The sequence below is a fragment of the Streptomyces sp. NPDC056580 genome (genome assembly GCF_042793175.1).
Classification (GTDB): domain Bacteria; phylum Actinomycetota; class Actinomycetes; order Streptomycetales; family Streptomycetaceae; genus Streptomyces.
The window spans coordinates 406,705-431,414 of record NZ_JBHTVE010000005.1 but is presented as its reverse complement, the minus strand read 5'-3'; the positions used below and the strand labels follow the sequence as shown (position 1 = coordinate 431,414).

Here is a 24,710-nt window from a genome sequence, read left to right as displayed (position 1 = left end):
CGGTTCACGCGCGTCGGGTTTGTGACGTTTCCCGGGTCGGGGGGAAGGAGCGGGCGCCGGACAACGTTAGGCCTGTCGGCAGCGTCAGCCAATCTGGTTATCCACAGGCCATGTGGACGACGGCCCAGATGCTGTGGAGAACTCCCCGAAACCTGTGCACGGCCCGGTGGACAGCCCTGTGAACAAGCCCTCCCTGCGATCCACACCATCGCTCTGAACTGGTGCTTTACCGTCCACTGGCTGTGCAGAAGAAAAACTTCCCCAGTCGGATCAAGATCGCTTCGAACGGTGCGCACAGTCACATGACCGACGACCACAAGTAAGGGTCGTTAGTCAATTGCATCTCTTACCTGTGGACGATTAGATTGGTGCTCATGACACAGGCTCCCGCGATCCCCAAGGCCACCCGCCGCCGGCACGACCAGGAGATCATCGCGCTGGCCGTTCCGGCCTTCGGTGCGCTGGTCGCCGAGCCCTTGTTCGTCATGGCGGACAGCGCGATCGTCGGCCACCTGGGTACCGCCCAGCTCGCCGGTCTGGGCGTGGCCTCGGCTCTCCTCACCACCGCGGTGAGCGTCTTCGTCTTCCTCGCGTACGCCACCACGGCCGCTGTGGCCCGGCGGGTCGGCGCGGGCGACCTCCAGTCGGCCATCCGCCAGGGCATGGACGGCATCTGGCTCGCGCTCCTCCTCGGTGCGGCGGTCATCGCCACGGTTCTCCCACTGGCCCCAGGCATCGTGGACCTGTTCGGCGCCTCGGACACCGCGGCGCCCTACGCCACGACGTACCTGCGCATCTCCGCACTCGGCATCCCGGCCATGCTGATCGTCCTGGCGGCCACCGGTGTGCTGCGCGGCCTGCAGGACACCAGGACGCCCCTGTACGTCGCCATAGCGGGCTTCGTCGCCAACGCCATGCTCAACGCGGGCCTCGTCTACGGCGCCGGGCTCGGCATCGCCGGATCGGCCTGGGGCACCGTCATAGCCCAGTGCGGCATGGCGGCGGCCTATCTGACCGTCGTCGTCCGCGGGGCCCGGCGGCACGGGGCCTCACTGCGGCCCGACACAGCCGGTATCCGGGCCTCGGCACAGGCCGGAGCCCCTCTGCTGGTCCGCACTCTGTCGCTACGGGCGATTCTCATGATCGCCACGGCGGTCGCCGCCCGCCTCGGCGACGCCGACATCGCCGCCCATCAGATCATTCTCTCCCTGTGGAGCCTGCTGGCCTTCGCGCTCGACGCGATCGCCATCGCCGGGCAGGCGATCATCGGTCGCTACCTCGGGGCGAACGATTCCGAGGGCGCCCGGCTGGCCTGCCGCAGGATAATCCAGTGGGGCATCGCCACCGGGACCGGCCTCGGCCTGCTGGTGGTGGCCGCTCGGCCCCTGTTCCTCCCGCTGTTCACCAGCGATTCCGTGGTGAAGGACGCTGCACTGCCCGCCCTGCTGATGGTGGCTCTTTCACAGCCCATCTGCGGCATCGTGTTCGTTCTGGACGGTGTTCTGATGGGCGCCGGCGACGGACCCTATCTGGCGGGGGCGATGGTCGTGACCCTGGTCGTCTTCGCACCGGTGGCGCTGCTCGTGCCTGCGGTCGGCGGCGGCCTCACCGCTCTTTGGGTAGCCATGACGCTGATGATGACGGTCCGGATGCTCACCCTGTGGCTGCGGACGCGCTCCGGCCGATGGATCGTGACGGGCGCGACCCGCTGAGCGGAGCAGCGGGCCCGCGATGGCCCGGTTTCACGTGAAACACGCGCTACGCGCCTGCGTCTGGCGAGCCGCAGCCCATACGAAGAGGGGCCACCCCACTGGGGTGGCCCCTCTCTCAGCTCTACAGCTGACCGCAGCGTCAGGCCGCGACGACCTCGATGTTGACCTTGGCGGCAACCTCGGGGTGCAGACGCACGGACGTCTCGTGGGCGCCCAGCGTCTTGATCGGCGCACCCAGCTCGATGCGGCGCTTGTCGACCTCGGGGCCACCGGAAGCCTTGATCGCCGAAGCGACGTCGGCCGGGGTGACGGAACCGAAGAGACGACCGGCGTCGCCGGAGCGGACGGCCAGGCGGACCTTGACGCCCTCGAGCTGGGCCTTCACAGCGTTGGCCTGCTCGATGGTCTGGATCTCGTGGATCTTGCGAGCACGACGGATCTGCTCGACGTCCTTCTCGCCACCCTTGGTCCAGCGGATAGCGAACTTCCGCGGGATCAGGTAGTTGCGAGCGTAACCGTCCTTGACGTCGACGACGTCGCCGGCGGCACCGAGGCCGGACACCTCGTGGGTGAGGATGATCTTCATTAGTCGGTCACCCTTCCCTTAGCGCGCGGTGGACGTGTAGGGCAGCAGCGCCATCTCACGGCTGTTCTTCACGGCCGTGGCGACGTCACGCTGGTGCTGCGTGCAGTTGCCGGTCACGCGGCGGGCACGGATCTTGCCGCGGTCGGAAATGAACTTCCGCAGCATGTTCGTGTCCTTGTAGTCCACGTACGTGACCTTGTCCTTGCAGAAAGCGCAGACCTTCTTCTTCGGCTTGCGCACAGGCGGCTTCGCCATGGTGTTTCTCCTGTGTGATCAAGAAGTGGGGATTGCGAGCCCTAGAAGGGGGGCTCGTCCGAGTAGCCGCCACCGCCGCCAGAGCCGCCGGAGCCGCCGGAGCCGCCGCCCCAGCCGCCACCGCCCTGGTTGCCACCGGCGGGAGCGCCGGTCGCCCACGGGTCGTCGGCAGGAGCGCCGCCGCCCTGCTGGCCGCCACCGGAGCCGCCGCCCCAGCCGCCGCCACCCTGGCCGCCACCGCCGCCGTAACCGCCCTGGCCACCGCGGGCGCCACCGGAGGTCTTGGTGACCTTCGCCGTGGCGTTGCGCAGGCTGGCGCCGACTTCCTCGACGTCCAGTTCGTAGACCGTGCGCTTGACGCCCTCACGGTCCTCATAGGACCGCTGCTTCAGCCGGCCCTGCACGATGACGCGCATGCCTCGCTGGAGCGACTCGGCGACGTTCTCCGCCGCCTGGCGCCAGACCGAGCAGGTCAGGAACAGGCTCTCGCCGTCCTTCCACTCGTTCGTCTGGCGGTCGAAGGTGCGGGGAGTGGACGCGACGCGGAACTTCGCGACCGCCGCACCGGACGGGGTGAAGCGCAGCTCGGGGTCGTCGACAAGATTGCCGACGACCGTGATGACGGTCTCGCCTGCCATGGGGGAACCTCTCGGCGGGTTTGCTGCTGGCTGCTTGCTGCTACTCGAATCCCGAGATCAGCTGAGCGGAAGCTCAGTGGGTCTCGGGACGGAGGACCTTGGTCCGGAGGACCGACTCGTTCAGGTTCATCTGGCGGTCGAGCTCCTTGACGACCGCAGGCTCGGCCTGCAGGTCGATGACCGAGTAGATGCCCTCGGGCTTCTTCTTGATCTCGTACGAGAGACGACGACGGCCCCAGGTGTCGACCTTCTCAACCTTGCCGCCGCCATCGCGGACGACGGACAGGAAGTTCTCGATCAGCGGGGAGACAGCGCGCTCCTCGAGATCGGGGTCGAGGATGACCATCACCTCGTAGTGACGCATGTGGAACCCACCTCCTTTGGACTCAGCGGCCACGGTCGTTCCGTGGCAGGAGGGTCGTGATGCGTTCGCAACGGTATCGGCCGCCACTGACAGTCGAGGGCTTCCGCCGGATCCCGCAGTGCTGGCCGCCGATTTTTCTGGCAGGCCTGGGCAGACACCGGTGCAGACGGTACAGACTACCTGCACACCGGCTTCCGGTTGAAATCCGGCGGTGGGCACCGTCAGTCTGTACACATCGGGTGTGTATGGCGCTACAGTGCGCCGCGATCCGCAGGAGGTGCCCCATGGCACAGCAGGCATTGCGACCCAACACCGCCGGATCCCTCTTCGCCACGGACGGCAAGCCCCATCCGCTCCAGGACGCCCTCATGGCCGTGACGCTGGTCCTGGGCGTACTGGCCTTCATCACGGGTTTCTTCTCCGGTCTCCACCTGATCGCCTCCTGGGCCGGCCTGGTGGGGCTCGTGATCGGGGCGTACGGCCAGTGGATCTCGGTGACGACGCGTGAAAGGTTCGGCCTGATCCTGGGTCTGGGCGCCTCCGGCGTCGGCTTCATGCTCGGCATGGCGAACGGCGGACTGTTCGGCGGGCTCATCGGCTGACACCGCCGACCCGCCCCGCGAACACCATGCGAACGCCCCGGCGACCGCCTGGCCGGGGCGAAGGTGCCGTACGCCCAGTCGGGGCGCCCGCGAGGCGCAGTAGGCTTCGGCGCGAGAGCCGGAGCCCCTGAACCCATGGGGACACACCAGCCCGAGGAGCGCCCCGACATGAGCCTGACCCTGAGGACCATCAGCCGCGAGCAACATCTGGCCTACATCCAGAGCCTGCCGTCGGCGAGCCACATGCAGGTCCCGGCATGGGCCGACGTGAAGGCGGAGTGGCGCTCGGAGCACCTGGGCTGGTTCGACGAGCGCAGCGGCGAGATGGTCGGCGCTGGCCTGGTCCTGTACCGCCAGCTGCCCAAGATCAAGCGCTACCTCGCCTACCTGCCCGAGGGCCCGGTCATCAACTGGTTCGCGCCGAATCTGGACGACTGGATCCAGCCGATGCTGGCCCACCTCAAGCAGCAGGGCGCCTTCTCGGTGAAGATGGGCCCGCCGGTGATCATCCGCCGCTGGAACGCGGAGACCATCAAGAGGGGCATCCAGAGTCCGGACGTGAAGCGCCTGCGCGACATGGAGGCCGACTTCATCGAGCCGCGCGCCTTCGAGGTCGCCGACAAGCTGCGCCGCATGGGCTGGCAGCAGGGCGAGGACGGCGGCGCCGGCTTCGGCGACGTCCAGCCCCGCTATGTCTTCCAGGTGCCGCTGGCCAACCGGTCCCTGGAAGAGGTGCACAAGAACTTCAACCAGCTCTGGCGCCGCAACATCAAGAAGGCCGAGAAGGCCGGCGTCGAGGTCGTCCAGGGCGGCTACCAGGACCTCGCCGAGTGGCAGCGGCTGTACGAGATCACGGCCGTGCGCGACCACTTCCGGCCGCGGCCGCTGTCGTACTTCCAGCGCATGTGGACGGCCCTCAACACCGAGGACCCCAACCGCATGCGGCTGTACTTCGCCCGCCACAACGGCGTGAACCTGTCGGCCGCGACCATGCTGATCGTCGGCGGCCACGTCTGGTACTCCTACGGCGCCTCCGACAACATCGGTCGTGAGGTCCGGCCCTCCAACGCGATGCAGTGGCGGATGCTGCGCGACGCCTACGCGCTCGGCGCCACCGTCTACGACCTGCGCGGCATCTCCGACTCGCTGGACGAGACGGATCACCTGTTCGGCCTGATCCAGTTCAAGGTCGGCACCGGCGGCCAGGCCGCCGAGTACCTCGGCGAGTGGGACTTCCCGCTGAACAAGCTGCTCCACAAGGCGCTCGACATCTACATGTCGCGCCGCTGATCGCGGGGCGTTTGATTGCATAGGCTCCACAGCTCTCCACCTCACTGACACACGGCAGCCACGAGAAAGGGTCCGGGTCCGGCCATGGCGCTCACGCTCTACGTCGACACCGCGCGCTGGCGGGCGCACCACAAGCACGTGCAGGAGCAGTTCCCGGGCCTCGTCCCGGTCTGCAAGGGCAACGGCTACGGCTTCGGACACGAACGGCTGGCGGAGGAGGCCACCCGGCTCGGCTCGGACATCCTCGCCGTCGGCACCACGTACGAGGCCGCGCGCATCAAGGACTACTTCGGTGGCGACCTGCTGGTGCTGACGCCGTACCGGCGGGGCGAGGAGCCGGTCCCGCTGCCGGACCGGGTGGTCCGCTCGGTGTCGTCCATCGACGGCGTCTACGGCCTCGTGGGAGCGCGTGTCGTCATCGAGGTGATGTCCTCGATGAAGCGGCACGGCATCAGCGAGCAGGACCTGCCGCAGTTGCACGCCGCCATAGAGAACGTCCGGCTGGAGGGCTTCGCCATCCACCTGCCGCTGGACCGCACCGACGGCTCGGACGCCGTCGAGGAGGTCATCGGCTGGATGGACCGGCTCCGCGCGGCCCGGCTGCCGCTGCACACGATGTTCGTCAGCCACCTCAAGGCGGATGAACTCGCCCGGCTGCAGCAGCAGTTCCCGCAGACCAGGTTCCGCGCCCGCATCGGCACGCGGCTCTGGCTCGGGGACCACGAGGCCACCGAGTACCGCGGCGCCGTCCTGGACGTCACCCGGGTGACCAAGGGCGACCGATTCGGCTACCGGCAGCAGAAGGCGGCCTCCGACGGCTTCCTGGTGGTCGTGGCGGGCGGTACGTCGCATGGGGTGGGCCTGGAGGCGCCGAAGGCACTGCACGGCGTCATGCCGCGCGCCAAGGGCGTCGCACGGGCCGGACTGGCCACGGTCAACCGAAACCTGTCCCCGTTCGTCTGGGGCGGCAAGCAGCGCTGGTTCGCGGAGCCGCCGCACATGCAGGTGTCGATCCTCTTCGTCCCCTCGGACGCCCCCGAGCCGCAGGTGGGCGACGAACTGGTGGCCCACCTGCGGCACACCACCACCCAGTTCGACCGGATCGTGGACCGTTAGCCGGACCGCCGGACAGCAAAGGCTCCGAACCGGGAAGGCCGTACACGCTTCGTGCGTGTACGGCCTTCTTCGTGTGCGTCCAGGCCCCGGGCCCCCGTTCGCTCAGAGCGAACCCTCCCCGGTCGGCAGCGGCTCGGGCCTGCCCCAGTCCACCTGGGGCGCGTCCAAGTGGGCGGCGTGGCGGGGCGGACGGGCCGCCGCCCCGAGCACGAAGACGTCCTCGGCGCCGTCGAGCACTCCGCCCGAAGGGTCGTCGTCACCGGACTGGCGCACCACGTCCCGCTCGGGCGCCAGGATGTCCCGCACGACGACGGCGCACAGGTACAGCGTGCCGAGCAGATGGACCGCGATCACCCAGTCGTACCCCAGCGTGGGCAGTCCCTTGTGGGCGTCCCCGCTGGTCGTGTAGGCGAGGTAGAACCAGATGCCCAGGAAGTACGCCACCTCGCAGGCCTGCCAGATGAGGAAGTCCCGCCACTTGGGGCGTGCGAGGGCGGCCAGCGGCACCAGCCACAGGACGTACTGCGGCGAGTAGACCTTGTTGGTCAGGATGAAGACCGCGACGATCAGGAAGGCCAGCTGGGCGAAGCGCGGCCGGCGCGGGGCGGTGAGCGTCAACGCGGCGATGCCCAGCGAGCACAGGGCCACCAGCACGACGGCGGCGTTGTTCACGAAGTCGGTGGAGGGCGGGTTGCTCGAGTTCTGCGCCCAGATCAGCCACAGGGAGCCGAAGTCGACGCCCCGGTCGTGGCTGAACGTGTAGAACTTCGACCAGCCCTCGTAGGCGAAGAGCATCACCGGCAGGTTCACCACCAGCCAGGCGACGGCCGCGCCGCCCACGGCCTGGAAGAACTCCCGCCACTTGCCGGCCCGCCAGCACAGCACCAGCAGCGGGCCGAGCAGCAGCACCGGGTAGAGCTTGGCGGCGGTGGCGAGGCCCAGGAGGACACCGAAGGCCAGTGAGCGGCCCCGCGACCACATCAGCATCGCGGCGGCCGTCAGGGCCACCGCCAGCAGGTCCCAGTTGATGGTGGCGGTGAGGGCGGCGGCGGGCGCCAGGGCGACCAGCAGGCCGTCCCAGGGACGCCGGGCGTGGGTGCGGGTGACACAGACGGCGACGACGGCCGCGCACGCCATCAGCATTCCGGCGTTGACGAACCAGTACCACTGCTCCTGGTGCTGGATGCCGCCGCTGCCCGGCGTGAGCCAGGCGGCCACCTCCATGAAGACACCGGTCAGGACCGGATATTCGAGGTAGTCCATGTCACCGGGGAGCCGGTCGAAGTACGGGACCAGCCCGTCGGCGAAGCCGCGTCCCTGGTAGAGGTGCGGGATGTCCGAGTAGCAGGCGTGCGTGTACTGCGAACTCGCACCGAAGAACCAGGCGCTCTGGTAGCAGGGCGCCTTCTGCACCAGGCCGAGGGCGAACATGCCGATCGCCACGAGCGCGATGACCCGTACCGGGGTCCACCAGGTCGTCCCGAGCAGGGCGCGCCGGCCGATGGGCCCGCCGATCAGCTCACTGCCGGCCGCGGCGACCTCGTCCTCGCGGGTCGGCCGCACCGGCTCCGCTCCGGCGGGCCGTGGGGGCTCGGGCTCGTGCACGCCCGCGGGCGTCATCTCTGCACTGGGCATGGGGCACATCCTGCCGTACATGTCTGGGAATACGTCGAGGGCCGCCGCACTCGGTGAGTGCGGCGGCCCCGTGTTTCACGTGAAACGTGACTTGGCGGGCGAAATGACCGCCAACCGGTCAGACCTGAGGTCTAGCCGTTCTGGCCACCGAAGAGGCCTCCGTTGCCGTTGCCATTGCCTCTGGTCGTGCCCGTTCCGGTCGTGTCCGTGGCTGTCGGCGAGGGTGTCGTCCCTCCGCCCGTGCCACCCGTGTTCGTGCCACCGTTGGCGCCGTTGCAGTTGTTGCCCCAGCCCAACTGGCAGGTCTCGCTGGCCGACGGGGACGGGGACGGGGACGGCTCGGTCACGCTCGGCGACGGGCTCGGCGACTCGCTCGGCGTCTGGCTCGGGGTGATGGTGATCGACGGGGTCGGAGAAGGCGCACCGGCCTCGTCATTGACCTTGCCGATCTTCGCAGCGGCCGGGAAGCCCGGGTCGTTCGCGTTCTTCAGCGCCGCCCTCATGTACTCGGTCCACACCTGCGTCGGGATGTCACCGCCGTGGATGGAGTCCTTGCCCGCGGTGCCGTTCATGGAGAGCAGCTTGTGGTTCTTGGGGTTCTCCCGGAACATCGCCACCGACGTCGAGAGCTGCTGGGTGTAGCCGACGAACCAGGCCGACTTGTTCTTGTCGGTGGTACCGGTCTTGCCCGCCGCCGTACGGCCCAGCGCCTTGGCGTTCTGCGCCGTGCCGTTCTGGATGACGTTCTCCAGGACGTCCGTGACGTTGTTGGCGATGTTCGACTGCATCGCCTGCTTGGGCTTGGGCTTGGCGAAGCCGGGCTGCTCCTGGCCGTCCTTCTTGACGGCGGTCACCGAGTACGGATCCGTCTGCTTGCCGGAGGCGGCGAAGGTCGCGTACGCGTCGGCCATGCGGATCGCACTGGGGGTGGAGGTACCGATCGCGAACGACGGGTTGAGGTCCACCGACATGCTCTGGTCGAGGATGCCGGCCGAGCGGGCGACGTCGCGGACGTGCGACATGCCGACGTCGACGCCCAGCTGCACGAAGGGGGTGTTGATGGACTGCTCCATCGCCTTGCGCAGGGTGATGTACCCCCACTTGTGCGGGCTCTCGTTCTTCTGGAAGAAGAACGAGTTGTCCTTGTTGAGGTAGTACGACCCGTCGGGTTTCTTCACCTTGAGGTGGTCGTCGCCGTTGTACTTGCTCAGTGGGGAGATTCCCTCGCCACCGGAGTCGTAGGTGCCGTACTGCATGGCCGCGGCCAGCACGAACGGCTTCCACGTCGAGCCGACGGGGACACCCTGGGTGTCGGCGTTGTTCGTGAAGTGGCCGTTCTCGTAACCGTCACCGCCGTAGAGAGCGACGATCGCACCGTCGTTGGGGACCACCGACGCCGCGCCGAACTGGACGTACTTGTCGAGTTCGCGCTTCGGGTTGAGGCGCTCCTTCTGGATCTTCTTGACGGCCGCGCTCAGGGCGTTGACCTTGTCCTTCTTGAAGGTCGTGTAGATCTGGAAGCCGCCCCTGTCGAACTCCTGCTCAGAGATGTTCGAGTGGTTGAGGACGTACTTCTTCGCCGTGTCGGCCAGGTAGCTGATCTGGCCGGTCATGCCCTTGGTCGCCTTGCGGTCCTGGGGCATGGGGTACTTCTTGATGGCGTCCTGGTACTGGGCGTCCGAGAGGTGCTTGTCCTTGTGCATCTCGCCGAGGATCCAGGACCAGCGCTCCTTGGACCGCTTGAGGTTGGCACTGGCCGTGGCCGCCTTGTCGAGGCTCTCGTTTCCCGCCGGGTCGTAGTACGTCGCTCCCTTGAGCAGCGACGCGAGGAAGGCGCACTCGCTGGGCTTGAGATCGACGGCGTCCTTGTTGTAGTACGTCCGCGCGGCGGCCTGGATGCCATAGGCGCCACGTCCGTAGTACGAGGTGTTCAGGTAACCCTGGAGGATCTGCGGCTTCTTGAGCTTCGTCCCCACCTTGATGGAGATGAACATCTCCTTGAACTTGCGGGTGATGGTCTGGTCCTGGCTGAGGTACGTGTTCTTGACGTACTGCTGGGTGATCGTCGAGCCACCCTGCGTCTGACCGCCTCGGGCCATGTTGGCCAGGGCTCGCGCGATACCCATGGGGTCGACGCCCGAGTCCTGGTAGAAGCTCTTGTTCTCGGCCGAGATCACCGCGTACTGCATGGCCTCGGGGATCTTGTCGATGGTGACGTTCTGACGGTTCACGCCCGTGCCCGTCGCGACCATCTGCGAGCCGTCGGCCCAGTAGTAGACGTTGTTCTGGGACTTGGCGGCGTCGTTCTCGTTGGGGATGGAGACCATCGCGTAGCCGACGCCCACCATGGCCACAACGCTGCCGACGAAACCGATGAACAGCCCCGTGACGAGCTTCCAGGACGGCACCCAGCGGTGCCACCCGTCCTTGTCGTGGCGCGGGTAGTCGATGAGACGCTTCTTGCCGGGGTCGGCCGCACGGCCTCTGCCGCGCCCCGGGCCGGCCGGGTCGGCGGCCCTGCGCCTGCCGCCGCCTTTCTGCGCCGCCCGGCGGGCGTCGGCACGGCCGCTGTAGGCACGTTCCTCACCCCCCGGGCCGTGGGAGTACGCCCCATAGGAAGTCGACCCATAGGAGTCGGCAGGGGACCCGGTGGCGCCTCGCGGTGCCGCGCGGCGGCCGGAGGCCGAGCCGGACTGGCCGCGTCGGGCCGCGGCACGTCCGCCTCCCTGCGGCTGCGGCGGTTTGCGACGGTGCTCGCTCATCGAACGACTACTCCTCGGGCAGGCGCACCCTTGCGCGCCTGGAAACGGCGGCTGGTTTCCGGTCCCCCCGAAGTACGGATGTGGTCGGTTCCGCATTCACCCGTACTGCTCCAGGGACGAGGACGCCCCCAGACGTCACTCGGTTCCCGGTGATGTGCATGCCGCACAGACTACGCACCGCCAAAACCCGCCGAGTCCCGAAGTTCACCCCAAACCAGGCAACTTGCCTCCTACGAATCGGTGATGTGATCCCGTTCACCGTCCCCCCTCTTGTCGCGTGCGGGAGGCCGTTCTATCGTCATGATGTATCGAGTCGATACATCAGCGTGAGATAAAGACGCGGCGGACCGAGAGGAGGCGATCATGAGTCGGCGTTCCGGCATCCTCGAGTTCGCCGTCCTCGGCCTGCTGCGCGAGTCCCCGATGCACGGCTACGAGCTGCGCAAACGACTCAACACGTCACTGGGTGTGTTCCGGGCGTTCAGCTACGGGACCCTGTACCCCTGTCTCAAGACGCTGGTCGCCAACGGCTGGTTGATCGAGGAACCGGGCAGCACCCATGAGGACGCCCTGGCCGCTCCCCTCACCGGGCGCCGCGCCAAGATCGTCTACCGGTTGACGGCAGAAGGTAAGGAGCACTTCGAGGAGCTGCTCTCGCAGACCGGGCCGGACGCGTACGAGGACGAGCACTTCGCCGCCCGGTTCGCCTTCTTCGGGCAGACCTCGCGAGATGTGCGCATGCGTGTGCTGGAGGGCCGGCGGAGCCGCCTGGAGGAGCGTCTGGAGAAGATGAGCGCCTCCCTGGCGCGCACCAGGGAGCGCCTCGACGACTACACACTCGAGCTCCAGCGCCACGGGATGGAGTCCGTGGAGCGCGAAGTGCGCTGGCTGAACGAGCTCATCGAGAGCGAGCGGGCCGGACGGGACCTGAAGGGTTCCGCGTCCGGGGGGTCCGCTCAGCAGGACACCACCACTGGATCGACGGGCGGCCTGCCCCGTGCCGGGGAGAACCCCGGTACGGATACGCCCGGCGACACCGCCACGTGAGTCCCACTCAGGGCCTCACTCGTACACACAGGGAGCAACCGGAATGGGTTCGGTTCGCGTAGCCGTCGTCGGCGTGGGCAACTGCGCCGCGTCGCTGGTGCAGGGAGTCGAGTACTACAAGGACGCCGACCCGGCGTCGAAGGTCCCCGGCCTGATGCACGTGCAGTTCGGTGACTACCACGTGCGGGACGTCGAGTTCGTCGCCGCGTTCGACGTGGACGCCAAGAAGGTCGGTCTCGACCTGGCGGACGCGATCGGCGCCTCCGAGAACAACACCATCAAGATCTGCGACGTGCCGAGCACCGGTGTCACCGTGCAGCGCGGCCACACCCTCGACGGCCTCGGTAAGTACTACCGCGCCACCATCGAGGAGTCCGACGCCGAGCCGGTGGACGTCGTCCAGATCCTGAAGGACAAGCAGGTCGACGTCCTGGTCTGCTACCTGCCCGTGGGCTCCGAGGACGCGGCGAAGTTCTACGCCCAGTGCGCCATCGACGCCAAGGTCGCCTTCGTCAACGCCCTCCCGGTCTTCATCGCCGGCACCAAGGAGTGGGCGGACAAGTTCACCGAGGCCGGTGTGCCGATCGTCGGTGACGACATCAAGTCCCAGGTCGGCGCCACCATCACGCACCGCGTCATGGCGAAGCTGTTCGAGGACCGCGGTGTCATCCTGGACCGCACGATGCAGCTGAACGTCGGCGGCAACATGGACTTCAAGAACATGCTCGAGCGCGAGCGCCTGGAGTCCAAGAAGATCTCCAAGACGCAGGCCGTCACCTCGCAGATCCCCGACCGGGACCTCGGCGAGAAGAACGTCCACATCGGCCCGTCCGACTACGTCGCCTGGCTGGACGACCGCAAGTGGGCCTACGTCCGCCTCGAGGGCCGCGCCTTCGGTGACGTCCCGCTGAACCTGGAGTACAAGCTCGAGGTCTGGGACTCCCCGAACTCCGCTGGTGTCATCATCGACGCCGTGCGCGCCGCGAAGATCGCCAAGGACCGCGGCATCGGTGGCCCGATCCTGTCCGCGTCCTCGTACTTCATGAAGTCCCCGCCGGTCCAGTACTTCGACGACGAGGCCCGCGAGAACGTCGAGAAGTTCATCCGCGGCGAGGTCGAGCGCTAAGCACGCGGGCTCGGCCGCCCGGCGCGCCGAAGAGAACGCTCCTGCCAGGGCTGCGAAGGGTCCCCGGGTCTCCCGACCTGGGGACCCTTCGCATATGTGAGGGTGGGGCCATGTCCGTCGTCCGTGACCTGCGCGTCCTGCTGCGCCTGCGGGACTTCCGCCGCCTGTTGTCCGTGCGCCTGCTGTCCCAGGGGGCCGATGGCGTCTACCAGGTCGCTCTGGCCGCGTACGTCGTCTTCTCCCCGGAGAAACAGGCCTCGGCGGCGGCGATCGCCTCGGCGATGGCGGTCCTGCTGCTGCCCTACTCGCTGGTCGGGCCCTTCGCCGGCGTCCTGCTGGACCGCTGGCGGCGCCGCCAGGTCTTCGTGTACGGCAATCTGCTGCGCGCCCTGCTGGCGGGGGCGACCGCCGTCCTGATGGTCGGCCATGTGCCGAACTGGCTGTTCTACGCCTCCGCGCTGTGCGTCACCGCCGTCAACCGCTTCGTCCTCGCCGGATTGTCCGCGGCCCTGCCACACGTGGTCGACACCGAGCGCCTGGTGCTCGCCAACTCCTTGTCACCCACTGCCGGAACGCTCGCGGCGACAGCCGGGGGCGGCCTCGCCTTCGCCGTCCGGCTGGTGGCGTCGGACTCCGACGCCGCGGTGGTACTGCTGGGGTCCTTCCTCTACCTGTGCGCGGCGCTCACCGCCCTGAGCATGGCTCCCGCTCTCCTCGGTCCCGACCGGGAACCCGTACAGCCCCACCTGCGCACCGCGCTTCTGGACACCGCACGCGAGCTGTTCGCGGCCGTCCGGCACCTGGCCGCACCTCGACGCCGTGAGGCGGCCTGGGCGCTGACCTCCATGACCCTGATGCGCTTCTGCTACGGAGCGCTCCTCGTCCTGCTGCTCATGCTGTGCCGCTACGCACTCTCCACCACGCCAGAGGACGGACTGAGGCTGCTCGGACTCGGTCTGGCCGTGTCCGGCGCGGGCTTCTTCGCCGCCGCCGTGGTGACACCGTGGACGGTGGGACGGATCGGGCCGGGCCGCTGGATCGCGGTGTGCGCCGGCACGGCCACCGTACTGGAGCCCGCACTCGGCCTCCCGTTCGCCACCGGCCCGCTTCTGGCGGCCGCGTTCGTCCTGGGCGTGATCACCCAGGGAGCCAAGATCGCCACGGACACCGTCGTGCAGTCGTCGGTGGAGGACGCCTTCAGGGGCCGGATCTTCTCGCTGTACGACGTCCTCTTCAACATCGCCTTCGTCGGCGCCGCCGGAGTCGCCGCACTGATACTCCCGCCGGACGGGCGCTCCGCGCTGCTGGTGGTCCTCGTCGCACTGGTCTATGGCGCCGTGGCCCTGGGCATGGCCCGCTTCGAGCGCCGCCGCACCCGGAACAGCCGAGGGGGCGATGTTTCACGTGAAACATCGCCCCCTCGGTAGGGCAGCGGGGTCGTGTTTCACGTGAAACACGACCCCGCCCCGGCGCATCTCAGTCCTGCCCGGCCCACCATTCCTTGAGAGCCGCGACCGCCTCGTCGTGCACCATCGGACCGTTCTCCAGGCGCAACTCCAGCATGTGCTTGTACGCCTTGCCGATCACGGGACCGGGGCCCACTCCCAGGATCTCCATGATCTCGTTGCCGTCGAGATCCGGGCGGATGGCGTCGAGCTCCTCCTGCTCCTGAAGCTGGCCGATGCGCTCCTCGAGGCCGTCGTAGGCTCGCGACAGCGCGACCGCCTTCCGCTTGTTCCGCGTCGTGCAGTCGGACCGAGTCAGCTTGTGCAGACGCTCCAGCAGCGGGCCCGCGTCACGGACATAGCGCCGCACGGCGGAGTCCGTCCACTCGCCGGTGCCGTAGCCGTGGAACCGCAGGTGGAGCTCGACGAGCCGTGAGACATCCTTCACCAGCTCGTTCGAGTACTTCAGGGCGGTCATCCGCTTCTTGGTCATCTTCGCGCCGACCACCTCATGGTGATGGAACGAGACGCGGCCGTCCTTCTCGAAACGCCGGGTGCGCGGCTTGCCGATGTCGTGCAGCAGCGCGGCCAGGCGGAGCGTCAGGTCCGGGCCCTCCTGCTCCAGCGCCATCGCCTGCTCCAGCACGATCAGCGTGTGCTCGTAGACGTCCTTGTGCCGGTGGTGCTCGTCACTCTCCAGCCGCAGAGCCGGCAGTTCGGGCAGGACATGGCCGGCCAGCCCGGTGTCGACCAGCAGCGCCAGGCCCTTGCGCGGCTGCGCGGAGAGGATCAGCTTGTTCAGCTCGTCCCGGACCCGCTCGGCCGAGACGATCTCGATCCGCCCGGACATCTCCGTCATCGCGGTGACGACCTCGGGAGCGACATCGAAGTCGAGCTGGGCGGCGAACCGGGCAGCCCGCATCATCCGCAGTGGATCGTCCGAGAAGGACTCCTCGGGCGTGCTGGGAGTGCGCAGCACTCGGGCCGCGAGATCCTGAAGGCCGCCGTGCGGGTCGATGAACTCCTTCTCCGGCAGCGCCACGGCCATCGCGTTGACCGTGAAGTCGCGACGGACGAGGTCCTGCTCGATCGAGTCGCCGTAGGACACCTCGGGCTTGCGCGAGGTGCGGTCGTACGCCTCCGACCGGTACGTGGTGATCTCGATCTGGAACTGCCAGTCGGTGTCCGCGACCCGGGCGTTCTTCTGCGCGCCGACCGTCCCGAAGGCGATCCCCACCTCCCAGACGGCGTCCGCCCACGGTCGCACGATCTTCAGTACGTCCTCAGGACGCGCGTCGGTGGTGAAGTCCAGGTCATTGCCGAGCCGGCCGAGCAGCGCGTCCCGGACCGAGCCGCCCACCAGGGCGAGCGAGAACCCGGCCGCCTGGAAACGGCGGGCGAGGTCGTCGGCGACGGGGGCCACTCGCAGCAGCTCGCTGACCGCGCGGTGCTGCGCCTGGCTCAGGGCAGTGGGAGTGTCTTCGTTGGCGTTCGGCACAACAGAAGAGGGTACGTGTCCCCGGCCGCCCGGGTCGCCTCCATCGAGCGGTGTGGACGCCTCCGGTCATACCCGCACAAGCGCTGTGCTTACGACGTACAACCGCTCTCCGCTCGATACTGGATATAGAGGGCGTGCCGCCGCCGCTCCCTGGTCTTGCGGAGCAGACCGCGGCACTTCCACTCTGCGCGCCTCGTTACCATGCGTGGACGCACATTCCGACGACCACTGACGACGAGGGACGGGCGAGCGCGTGGCCGAGGCGGCTGACTTCCAGGGGACCAGTGCCTCCTCACCTGCCCGCCGCTGGCTGCGGCGCACCGGAGCGCTGTTCGCCGGTGCGCCCCTGCTGGCGGGACTCCTCCAGTTGCCCGCCGCGGCGCCCGCACAGGCCGCGTCGTCCAGCCCGGTGTCCGTCTCCCTCGACTCGCTCAGCCCCAGCGCCCCCACGGACGGGGACACGGTGACCGTGTCCGGCACGGTGACGAACACCGGCAAGCAGAACGTCACCGGCGCCCACGTGGGCCTGCGGGTGGGCCCCCTGCTCAACACCCGCTCGGCGATCGACGCCGTCGCCCGGCACCCCGACGATCTCCGCGCGCGCACCGGCTCCGAGGTCGGCGACAAGTACGAGGAGAAGTTCTCCCAGCTCGCGCCCGGAGTCGCACAGCACTTCAGCATCTCCGTCCCGGTGGACCAGCTCGACCTCGGCCAGGACGGCGTCTACGAGGTCGGCGTGGCCTTGTCCGGCCAGACCTCCGCCCGGCCATGGGACCAGGTGCTCGGCGTCCAGCGGACGTTCCTGCCGTGGCAGCCGTCCGACGCGGACACCAAGACCAGGACGACGGTCCTGTGGCCGCTGCTCTCCACGTCCCACATGACGGCGAGGACGGGCGCCGGTGAGCTGCAGACGCCGGTCTTCAAGGACGACGACCTGGCCAAGGAGATCTCGCCCGGCGGCCGGCTGGCGCAGATGCTGGCTCTGGGCAAGGACCTCGACGTCACCTGGGTGATCGACCCGGACCTGCTGGCCTCGGTGGACGCCATGGCGGGCGGCTACCGGCTGCAGAACGACGACGGCACCACCAGGGCCGGCTCGCACCAGGCGGTCGCCAAGCAGTGGCTGGCCGAACTGCAGAAGGCCGTCGTGGGCAAGGAGGTCGTCGCGCTGCCCTTCGCCGACCCTGACCTGGCCTCCCTGGCGCACAGCGGTACCAGTGTCACCGGCTCGCTCAGCCACCTCAAGGACGCCACCGACGTCGCCGCCACCACCGTGAAGACCGTGCTTCACGTCACACCGACGACCGACTTCGCCTGGCCCGTGGACGGTGCCGTCGACCCGTCGATCATGAAGGTCGCCACCTCCGCCGGCGCCGACCGCGTACTCGCCCGCAGCGACAGCCTCCAGGAGACCGCCGGACTGGCGTACACCCCGTCCGCGGCCCGCCCGGTCGGCGGCGGTACGACGGCGGTGGTCTCCGACGCACGGCTGTCCACCGCGTTCGAGGACGACCTGACCAAGGCGGGCTCGGCGACGCTCGCCGTCCAGCAGTTCCTGGCTCAGAGCCTGGAGGTGAACGCGCAGACCGACGAGCAGCGGAGCATCGTCGTCGCCCCTCAGCGCATGCCCTCGGCGAGCCAGGCCCAGGCGATGGCCAAGGCGGTGCAGGCCCTCCAGGGCGGGACCTGGTCCCAGGCGCAGAACCTCACCGCGGCCGCCAAGGCCAAGCCGGACCCGGCCGCCACCACGCGCATTCCGTCGACGTCCTCCTACCCCTCCTCGCTGCGCAAGCGGGAACTGCCGAGGACGGCGTTCGAGCAGATCGCGCGCACGCAGGACAAGCTCGACAACTTCAAGGTGGTCCTCAGCGACCAGTCCCGGGTGATCACCCCGTTCGGGCGGGCCATAAACCGTGAGATGTCCACGTCCTGGCGTGGCCGCGGCGGCGAAGCGGACAGCTTCCGGGGCGACGTCGAGGCCTGGCTGGACGACCTGACCGACCAGGTCAAACTGATCGACAAGTCCGAGACCAAGCTCTCCGGGCGCAGCGCCACCATCCCGGTGACCGTCCAGAACAACCTCGTGCAGCCCGTGAGCCACCTCGTCCTGCGGCTCACCTCGACGATGCCGACCCGGCTGAAGATCGGCGGCAAGGCCTACGAGGAGCAGCACGTCGAGGTCTCCGGCGGCCACAGCCAGTCCGTGAAGTTTCCCACCGCGGCCAACGCCAACGGCCGGGTCACGGTCATCGCCCAGCTGTACACCCAGGACGGCCAGGAGTACGGCGACCCGGTCAGCTTCGACGTGAAGGTCACCGAGGTCACCCCCACCGTCATGCTGGTCATCGGCGGCGGCGTCCTGCTGCTGGTCCTGGCCGGGTTCCGGATGTACACCCAGCGCAAGCGCGCGGCGGCCCGCCAGGCGGACGACGACGGCCCCGGCCCGGACGGCGGGGAGAACGACGGCGAACCGGGGAACCCCGGCGCCCCCTCGGACCGTCTCACCGACCAGTCCGACGCCCCGCCCGGTGCCGAGGGCCCGGAGCAGCCGAGTGACCCTGCGCCGGACACCGCATCGGAAAACGCCGACCCGTCCGGGACGGGTGAGAGAGTGGACCGTTGAGCGATGTCGTGGCCGGTGTGGCCCGGGACGATGAGGTGGGGTAACCATGAACGCGCCGTACGACGGTGACCGCGGCCAGGGCGCGGCCGGCTCGGGCTACCCCGAGTCGCCGCCGGAGCCCGGCCAGGTGCCGCCGCAGCACGACATGTACCTCCAGGACGCCTACGACCAGGACCCGTACCGGGCGCAGGACCTCGCCGCCCAGGACCCGGTCGCCGAGGCGCTGTACGACCGTGCCGCACACCCGCCGCCGCCCCCGGGCACGTACGAGCAGCAACAGCCGCTGTACGCCCCGCCGCCTCAGTCGCCCCACGCTCCGGACCCGCGGGTCTGGGCGCAGACGCCGGCGCCGGAGCCGGACCGCGCCGCTCCCTACCTGCCCTACGGCGACGATCCCCGGAAGACCCAGTTCGTGGGGGTGGACGACCTGGTCACGCACTCCGGTGAGGAGCACCACGAGCCGGACGCCTTCGCGCACCTCTTCAGGGACCAGCAGCAGGGCGGTGGGCCCGCGCCGATGGATCCCCCGGCCGTCCCCGGCCCGGCCTCGGGGCCGGGCCCCGGTCAGAGTCCCGCGAACCCGTACCCGGCTACGCCTTACGCCCAGGGCCCGCAGCAGCCGAACGGGTACGCGGACGCCTCGTACCAGGCCGGGCCGTCCGTTCCCGGCGGCTCCGTGCCGTCTTCGGTGCCGTCCCCGGCAGTGGCTCCGGAGCCCGCCGGTGCGGCCGCCGCCACGGCCACCGCGCCCGCGCCCGCCCCGAAGAAGGGAGGCAAGGCCGCGGGGCTGCTGAAGTCCAGCGCGGTCATGGCGGCGGGGACGATGGTCTCCCGGCTCACCGGGTTCATCCGCTCCGCGCTGATCGCCGCCGCCCTGGGTCTCGGCCTGCTGGCCGACTCGTTCCAGGTGGCCTACCAGCTGCCCACGATGATCTACATCCTCACCGTCGGCGGTGGCCTCAACTCCGTCTTCGTGCCCCAGCTGGTGCGCTCCATGAAGGAGGACGAGGACGGCGGCGAGGCCTTCGCCAACCGGCTGCTGACCCTCGTGATGGTGGCCCTGGCCGCGCTGACCGGCCTGGCGATGTTCGCTGCGCCGCTGCTGGTGCGGCTGCTGTCGCCCACCATCGCCGACGACCCGGCGGCCAACGAGGTCGCGGTCACCTTCACCCGTTACTTCCTGCCCTCCATCTTCTTCATGGGCATCCACGTGGTGATGGGTCAGATCCTCAACGCCCGCGGCAAGTTCGGCGCGATGATGTGGACCCCGGTCCTGAACAACATCGTCATCATCATCTCGCTCGGCATGTTCATCTGGGTCTACGGCACCGCCGCCAACTCCCACCTGGCCGTCGAGTCCATCCCGCCCCAGGGCCAGCGGCTCCTCGGCGCCGGTGTGCTGCTCGGACTGGTGGTGCAGTCGCTGGCGATGATCCCCTACCTGCGGGAGACCGGCTTCCGGATCCGGCTGCGCTTCGACTGGAAGGGTCACGGTCTCGGCAAGGCCGCGATGCTCGCCAAGTGGACGGTGCTGTTCGTGCTCGCCAACCAGTTGGGCGCCATGGTCGTGACCCAGCTGTCCACCGCGGCGGGCGACGACTCCGGCGTCAAGGGCACCGGCTTCGCCGCCTACGCCAACGCCCAGCTGATCTGGGGCCTGCCGCAGGCCATCATCACGGTGTCCCTGATGGCGGCGCTGCTGCCGCGCATCTCACGCTCGGCCTCCGAGGGTGACGGCGGGGCCGTCCGCGACGACATCTCCCAGGGGCTGCGCACCACCGCGGTCGCCATCGTGCCGATCGCCTTCGGGTTTCTCGCCCTCGGCATCCCGATGTGCACGCTGATCTTCGGTTCCGCCGGCATCGGCTCGGCCACCAACATGGGCTACATGCTGATGGCCTTCGGCCTCGGCCTGATCCCGTACTCGGTGCAGTACGTCGTCCTGCGCGCCTTCTACGCGTACGAGGACACCCGCACCCCCTTCTACAACACCGTCATCGTGGCGGCGGTCAACGCGGCCGCCTCCGGACTCTGCTACTTCCTGCTGCCGGCCCGCTGGGCCGTGGCGGGCATGGCAGCCGCCTACGGCCTCGCCTACGCCATCGGCGTGGGCGTCGCCTGGCGGCGGCTGCGCAAGCGGCTCGGCGGCGACCTGGACGGCTCCCGGGTGCTGCGGACCTACGCTCGGCTCGGCATCGCCTCGGTACCGGCGGCCCTGCTCAGCGGTGCGGCCTGCTACGGCATCGGGCACACCCTCGGCCAGGGCGTGGTCGGTTCGTTCGCCGCGCTGGTCGCCGGTGGCGTGGTCCTGCTCGGCGTCTTCTTCGTCTCCGCCCGCAGGATGCGGATCGAGGAGCTCAACTCGCTCGTGGGTATGGTGCGCGGGCGCCTGGGGCGCTGAGGCGGGGGTAGGCGCACAACCATCGTCCGCGGCTGTGTGTCGTGCATAGCGCCGGACTGTGGGCACAATTGGTTTCGGCGTCGGACAGCGTGCAACGGATGGGGAGGCAGGGACGACGGTGGCGGAACGGAGCACGGCTGCCGTCGACGTGGCAGACAACAGCGGTGATGAGCCGCTGACCGCGAAGGCGGACCAGTCCACGGCCGACGGGGTGGCCCATAACCCGGAGCGGGACCCGGACAGCGACGAGGCGCAGGGGAGTGGCGGGACGGAGGTCCCCGGCAAGAAGGCTTCGCCACCCGAACTGCACAGCGGTCACAAGCTCGCCAGACGCTACCGTCTCGAGGAGTGCGTCACCCGTCTGGACGGATTCAGCAGTTGGCGTGCGGTGGACGAGAAACTGCGTCGTGCCGTCGGCGTCCACATCCTGCCCGCGGACCATGTGCGGGCACGATCGGTGCTGGCCGCCGCCCGTTCCTCCGCGCTGCTCGGCGACCCGCGCTTCGTCCAGGTCCTCGACGCCGTCGAGGAGAACGACCTCGTCTACGTCGTGCACGAATGGCTGCCCGACGCCACCGAACTGACCGCTCTGCTCGCGGCCGGCCCGCTGGAGCCGCACGACGCCTACCAGATGGTCAGTCAGGTGGCGTCCGCCATGGCCGCCGCCCACCGTGAAGGCCTCGCCCACCTCCGGCTGAACCCGAACGCCGTCCTGCGCACCTCCACCGGCCAGTGGCGTATCCGCGGTCTCGCCGTGAACGCGGCGCTGCGCGGCATCAGCTCCGACACCCCGCAGCGCACGGACACCGAGGCCATCGGCGCCCTGCTGTACGCGGCGCTCACCCAGCGCTGGCCGTACGAGAACGACGCCTACGGCCTGTCGGGGCTGCCCAAGGACATCGGCCTGATCGCACCGGACCAGGTGAGGGCCGGTGTGCACCGCGGCCTGTCCGAGCTGGCCATGCGGGCCCTGGTCAATGACGGCGCCACCGCCTCCCGCCACGAGGCCGCGTGCATCACGCCGGAGGAACTGGTCAAGGCGATCGGTGAGATGCCCCGCATCCGCCCGCCGGAGCCGGCCTTCACAGCGCCCCCGGAGTACCAGCGCACCACGTACCAGCAGGGCTCCTACGGTCGCCCCGCGCCGCACCCCGGAGTGACCCAGCCGCTCACGCCCCCGCCGCCCCCGCTGCAGAGCCGCACCGGCAAGGTCCTGAAGTGGGCGGTCTCCGCCCTGCTCATCGCCGCGCTGGGCCTGGGCAGCTGGCAGCTCGCGGACGCCCTGATGGGCCAGGGCGACAACTCGAACGACACCAACAACACCCAGACGCAGGACAGCGGCGACAAAAGCCCGAAGAAGCCCACGGCCGGTCGGCCCATCGGCATCAAGGGCGCCCGTGACTTCGACCCGTTCGGAACCGACCAGTCCGAGAAGCCGGCCGACATAGACAAGGTCTACGACGGCAACACGGCTTCCTACTGGCAGACGGACTACTACCTGAGCCCCGAGTTCGGCAATCTGAAGTCGGGCGTCGGCGTCAGACTCGACCTCGGCAAGGTCCAGCAGGTCGGCAAGGTGACCGTCACCTTCGTGGGCGAGACCTCGGTAGAACTCCGTGCCGCCGACGCGAACGCGGGATCCGAACCGTCGACTTTCAACGCCTACAGCAAGGTTGCCGACGGCTCGGGCACCACGGTGACGCTCAAGCCCGGCAAGTCCCTCAAGACGCAGTACCTCCTCGTGTGGTTGACCAAGCTGCCCGCGGACAACCAGGGCCACTGGCGGGGCCGAGTGGCAGACATCAAGGTGACCAGCTGAGGTCTCCACTCGGGAGGGGCCGATGGGAGATGGCGCCGGATACGGCGACGCACGGGACGAGGACCTGCTCGCCCGACACGTAGAAGGCGACCCCGATGCCTTCACCGAGATCGTCCGACGGCATCGGGACCGGCTCTGGGCCGTGGCGCTGCGGACCCTGGGTGACCGCGAGGAAGCCGCTGACGCCGTCCAGGACGCCCTGGTGTCCGCCTACCGGGCCGCGCACACCTTCCGTGGACAGTCGGCCGTCACGACCTGGCTGCACCGGATCACCGTGAACGCCTGCCTGGACCGGGCGCGGAAGGCGGCCACCCGGAAGACCGCCCCGGTCGACGACACCGAGCGCCTGGAGCAGTTGCTGGAGCCGCACGAGTCGGCCTCGGCTCCCGCCGAGCGGAACGATCTGCACCGGCAGCTCCTGGAGGCGCTCGGCACGCTTCCCTACGAGCAGCGTGCGGCCCTGGTCCTTGTGGACATGCAGGGCTACCCCGTCGCCGAGGCCGCCCGGATGCTCGATGTGCCGACCGGAACGGTGAAGAGCCGCTGCGCCCGGGGCAGGGCCAGGCTTCTCCCGTTGCTGGGCCATCTGCGGCCCGGAACCGACAGCGATGAAAAAGAACCCGGTGCCGGACGGAACCGGGTGCAGGGGACATCCGTCCCATCTGCATCGGACCTTCGTGGCGCAGACGCCGACGGTGCGGGTCCAACTGATCCAGCCGTAGTGAAGGGCGGAGGTGGGCGAGCGTGAGTTCCACGACAGACACGGCAGGGCACCCGGACGTCGCGGAGATCGCCGATCTCACCGAAGGCCTGCTCGCGTCGGACCGAGGCACGGAGGTACGCCAGCACCTGGAATCGTGTGAACTGTGTGCGGACGTGCACGCCTCTCTGGAGGAGATCCGCGGGCTGCTGGGCACTGTCGAAGAGGCCCCGCGCATGCCGGCGGATGTCGTCGGCCGCATTGACGCCGCTCTCGCCGCCGAGACGCTGCCCGCGTCCACCGCACCGGGAACCGGGGGCGCACCAGCTCTGGTTACCGAGGTGGACGGGCCGGGCGAGGAGGCCGGTGGCCATGTTTCACGTGAAACATCACTCCCTTCAGGTCGCCCTGCTGGACGGTCAGCTGCGCCCACAGGGCCGGGGCGCAAGGGCTTCCGGCGTGGGCGACGCCGAAGGACCGTCGTCCTGGGCTCCTTGCTCACCGCCGCGGTCCTCGGTGCCGGTTCCCTCGTTCTGCAGTCACTGGGCAGAGATGGCTCCGGAACGACGGCTCAGGGCACGATGACACCGTCTGCCGGCCGCTTCTCCGGCGACAGCGTCCGGAGCCAGGTGAAGGGTCTGCTGGCCGCGGACACGGCCCGGAAGCCCGCTTCCCACGAGCCGCGGTCCGGCGTCGGGACCGAGCAGACCAGCCCCGGGTCCACTCAGAGTGCCAACACGCTGCTTCAGTCCCAGCCCCCGGTTCCCGACTGCGTCCGCCAGGCGCTCAACAGCCGCGAGGATGTCCTGGGCTCCAAGACCGGTGTCTACGCCGGTAAGAGCGCCTATCTGGTCGTGGTGCCCGATGCCGACGACAACACCCGCGTCACCGCCTATGTCGTCGACGCCGAGTGCGTCCATCAGCAGCCCGGCTCCGCCGGCGAAGTACTGATGAAACAGTCGTTCCCCCGGTCCTGAGTTCGCCGGAGGAATCCCCGGCGCCTGCGCGGTCATCCGTACCCTGTGTGATGCCCGTGCGCCCGAACACACCGGGAATGCGAACCCCCTAGGATCCGTTGGGTGGGGTGAGAG

The 24,710-nt window shown here is 69.1% G+C and carries 19 protein-coding genes; 12 read left to right on the top strand and 7 right to left on the bottom strand.

Features of this window, described 5'->3' with window-relative positions; translation table 11 throughout:
• Positions 1-374 precede the first annotated feature (374 nt).
• A complete protein-coding gene (locus ACFQ9Z_RS13350; protein WP_383015554.1) occupies positions 375-1,712 on the top strand; it encodes an MATE family efflux transporter in 1,338 nt (445 codons plus the stop codon).
• A 139-nt stretch (positions 1,713-1,851) separates the two neighbouring features.
• On the opposite strand, the gene rplI is transcribed toward ACFQ9Z_RS13350, so the two are convergent.
• From rplI to rpsF, 4 genes are all read right to left on the bottom strand, one after another.
• Complete coding sequence (gene rplI, locus ACFQ9Z_RS13345; protein WP_143630260.1) at positions 1,852-2,298, bottom strand: 50S ribosomal protein L9; 447 nt, start codon at positions 2,296-2,298, stop codon at positions 1,852-1,854.
• Between the two features lie 18 nt (positions 2,299-2,316).
• Entirely contained in the window at positions 2,317-2,553 is a 237-nt protein-coding gene (rpsR, locus tag ACFQ9Z_RS13340; protein ID WP_003949403.1) for a 30S ribosomal protein S18, read from the bottom strand.
• Between the two features lie 41 nt (positions 2,554-2,594).
• The gene (locus ACFQ9Z_RS13335) at positions 2,595-3,191 is read right to left on the bottom strand and encodes a single-stranded DNA-binding protein (protein ID WP_383015550.1); all 597 of its coding nucleotides are present in this window, start codon (positions 3,189-3,191) and stop codon (positions 2,595-2,597) included.
• Positions 3,192-3,264: 73 nt separating this feature from the next.
• Positions 3,265-3,555, bottom strand: a complete 291-nt coding sequence (gene rpsF / locus ACFQ9Z_RS13330) for a 30S ribosomal protein S6 (protein ID WP_004985983.1) — start codon at positions 3,553-3,555, stop codon at positions 3,265-3,267.
• Between the two features lie 284 nt (positions 3,556-3,839).
• Here rpsF and ACFQ9Z_RS13325 point away from each other — a divergent pair, with 284 nt between their 5' ends.
• From ACFQ9Z_RS13325 to ACFQ9Z_RS13315, 3 genes are all read left to right on the top strand, one after another.
• Positions 3,840-4,157 carry a hypothetical protein gene (locus tag ACFQ9Z_RS13325; protein ID WP_383015545.1) on the top strand — a complete coding sequence of 106 codons (318 nt, stop codon included), beginning with the start codon at positions 3,840-3,842 and terminating at the stop codon, positions 4,155-4,157.
• 168 nt (positions 4,158-4,325) lie between these two features.
• Positions 4,326-5,447, top strand: a complete 1,122-nt coding sequence (locus ACFQ9Z_RS13320; protein WP_383015542.1) for a lipid II:glycine glycyltransferase FemX — start codon at positions 4,326-4,328, stop codon at positions 5,445-5,447.
• A gap of 84 nt (positions 5,448-5,531) precedes the next feature.
• A complete protein-coding gene (locus tag ACFQ9Z_RS13315; protein WP_143630251.1) occupies positions 5,532-6,563 on the top strand; it encodes an alanine racemase in 1,032 nt (343 codons plus the stop codon).
• A 102-nt stretch (positions 6,564-6,665) separates the two neighbouring features.
• Here ACFQ9Z_RS13315 and ACFQ9Z_RS13310 read toward each other — a convergent pair whose 3' ends face one another.
• Both ACFQ9Z_RS13310 and ACFQ9Z_RS13305 read right to left on the bottom strand, forming a co-directional pair.
• The gene (locus ACFQ9Z_RS13310) at positions 6,666-8,198 is read right to left on the bottom strand and encodes a glycosyltransferase family 87 protein (protein WP_383015538.1); all 1,533 of its coding nucleotides are present in this window, start codon (positions 8,196-8,198) and stop codon (positions 6,666-6,668) included.
• A 131-nt stretch (positions 8,199-8,329) separates the two neighbouring features.
• Complete coding sequence (locus ACFQ9Z_RS13305) at positions 8,330-10,960, bottom strand: transglycosylase domain-containing protein (protein ID WP_383015535.1); 2,631 nt, start codon at positions 10,958-10,960, stop codon at positions 8,330-8,332.
• Between the two features lie 363 nt (positions 10,961-11,323).
• Here ACFQ9Z_RS13305 and ACFQ9Z_RS13300 point away from each other — a divergent pair, with 363 nt between their 5' ends.
• From ACFQ9Z_RS13300 to ACFQ9Z_RS13290, 3 genes are all read left to right on the top strand, one after another.
• Positions 11,324-12,007: a PadR family transcriptional regulator gene (locus tag ACFQ9Z_RS13300; protein WP_383015532.1), complete on the top strand. Its 684-nt coding sequence runs from the start codon at positions 11,324-11,326 to the stop codon at positions 12,005-12,007.
• A 43-nt stretch (positions 12,008-12,050) separates the two neighbouring features.
• Positions 12,051-13,133 (top strand): inositol-3-phosphate synthase, encoded by a 1,083-nt coding sequence (locus tag ACFQ9Z_RS13295; RefSeq protein WP_383015529.1) that lies wholly within the window; start codon positions 12,051-12,053, stop codon positions 13,131-13,133.
• Between the two features lie 110 nt (positions 13,134-13,243).
• The gene (locus tag ACFQ9Z_RS13290) at positions 13,244-14,560 is read left to right on the top strand and encodes an MFS transporter (RefSeq protein ID WP_383015526.1); all 1,317 of its coding nucleotides are present in this window, start codon (positions 13,244-13,246) and stop codon (positions 14,558-14,560) included.
• Between the two features lie 49 nt (positions 14,561-14,609).
• Here ACFQ9Z_RS13290 and ACFQ9Z_RS13285 read toward each other — a convergent pair whose 3' ends face one another.
• Positions 14,610-16,076 (bottom strand): CCA tRNA nucleotidyltransferase, encoded by a 1,467-nt coding sequence (locus ACFQ9Z_RS13285; RefSeq protein WP_383015523.1) that lies wholly within the window; start codon positions 16,074-16,076, stop codon positions 14,610-14,612.
• Between the two features lie 253 nt (positions 16,077-16,329).
• On the opposite strand from ACFQ9Z_RS13285, the gene ACFQ9Z_RS13280 reads away from it, so the two are divergent.
• From ACFQ9Z_RS13280 to ACFQ9Z_RS13260, 5 genes are all read left to right on the top strand, one after another.
• Entirely contained in the window at positions 16,330-18,699 is a 2,370-nt protein-coding gene (locus tag ACFQ9Z_RS13280; protein ID WP_383015520.1) for a DUF6049 family protein, read from the top strand.
• 46 nt (positions 18,700-18,745) lie between these two features.
• Positions 18,746-21,100 (top strand): murein biosynthesis integral membrane protein MurJ, encoded by a 2,355-nt coding sequence (murJ, locus tag ACFQ9Z_RS13275; protein WP_383015517.1) that lies wholly within the window; start codon positions 18,746-18,748, stop codon positions 21,098-21,100.
• 118 nt (positions 21,101-21,218) lie between these two features.
• Entirely contained in the window at positions 21,219-22,919 is a 1,701-nt protein-coding gene (locus ACFQ9Z_RS13270; RefSeq protein WP_383015514.1) for a serine/threonine protein kinase, read from the top strand.
• 22 nt (positions 22,920-22,941) lie between these two features.
• Positions 22,942-23,667, top strand: a complete 726-nt coding sequence (sigM, locus tag ACFQ9Z_RS13265; RefSeq protein ID WP_383015511.1) for an RNA polymerase sigma factor SigM — start codon at positions 22,942-22,944, stop codon at positions 23,665-23,667.
• A 533-nt stretch (positions 23,668-24,200) separates the two neighbouring features.
• Positions 24,201-24,596 carry a hypothetical protein gene (locus ACFQ9Z_RS13260; protein ID WP_383015508.1) on the top strand — a complete coding sequence of 132 codons (396 nt, stop codon included), beginning with the start codon at positions 24,201-24,203 and terminating at the stop codon, positions 24,594-24,596.
• Positions 24,597-24,710: the final 114 nt, after the last annotated feature.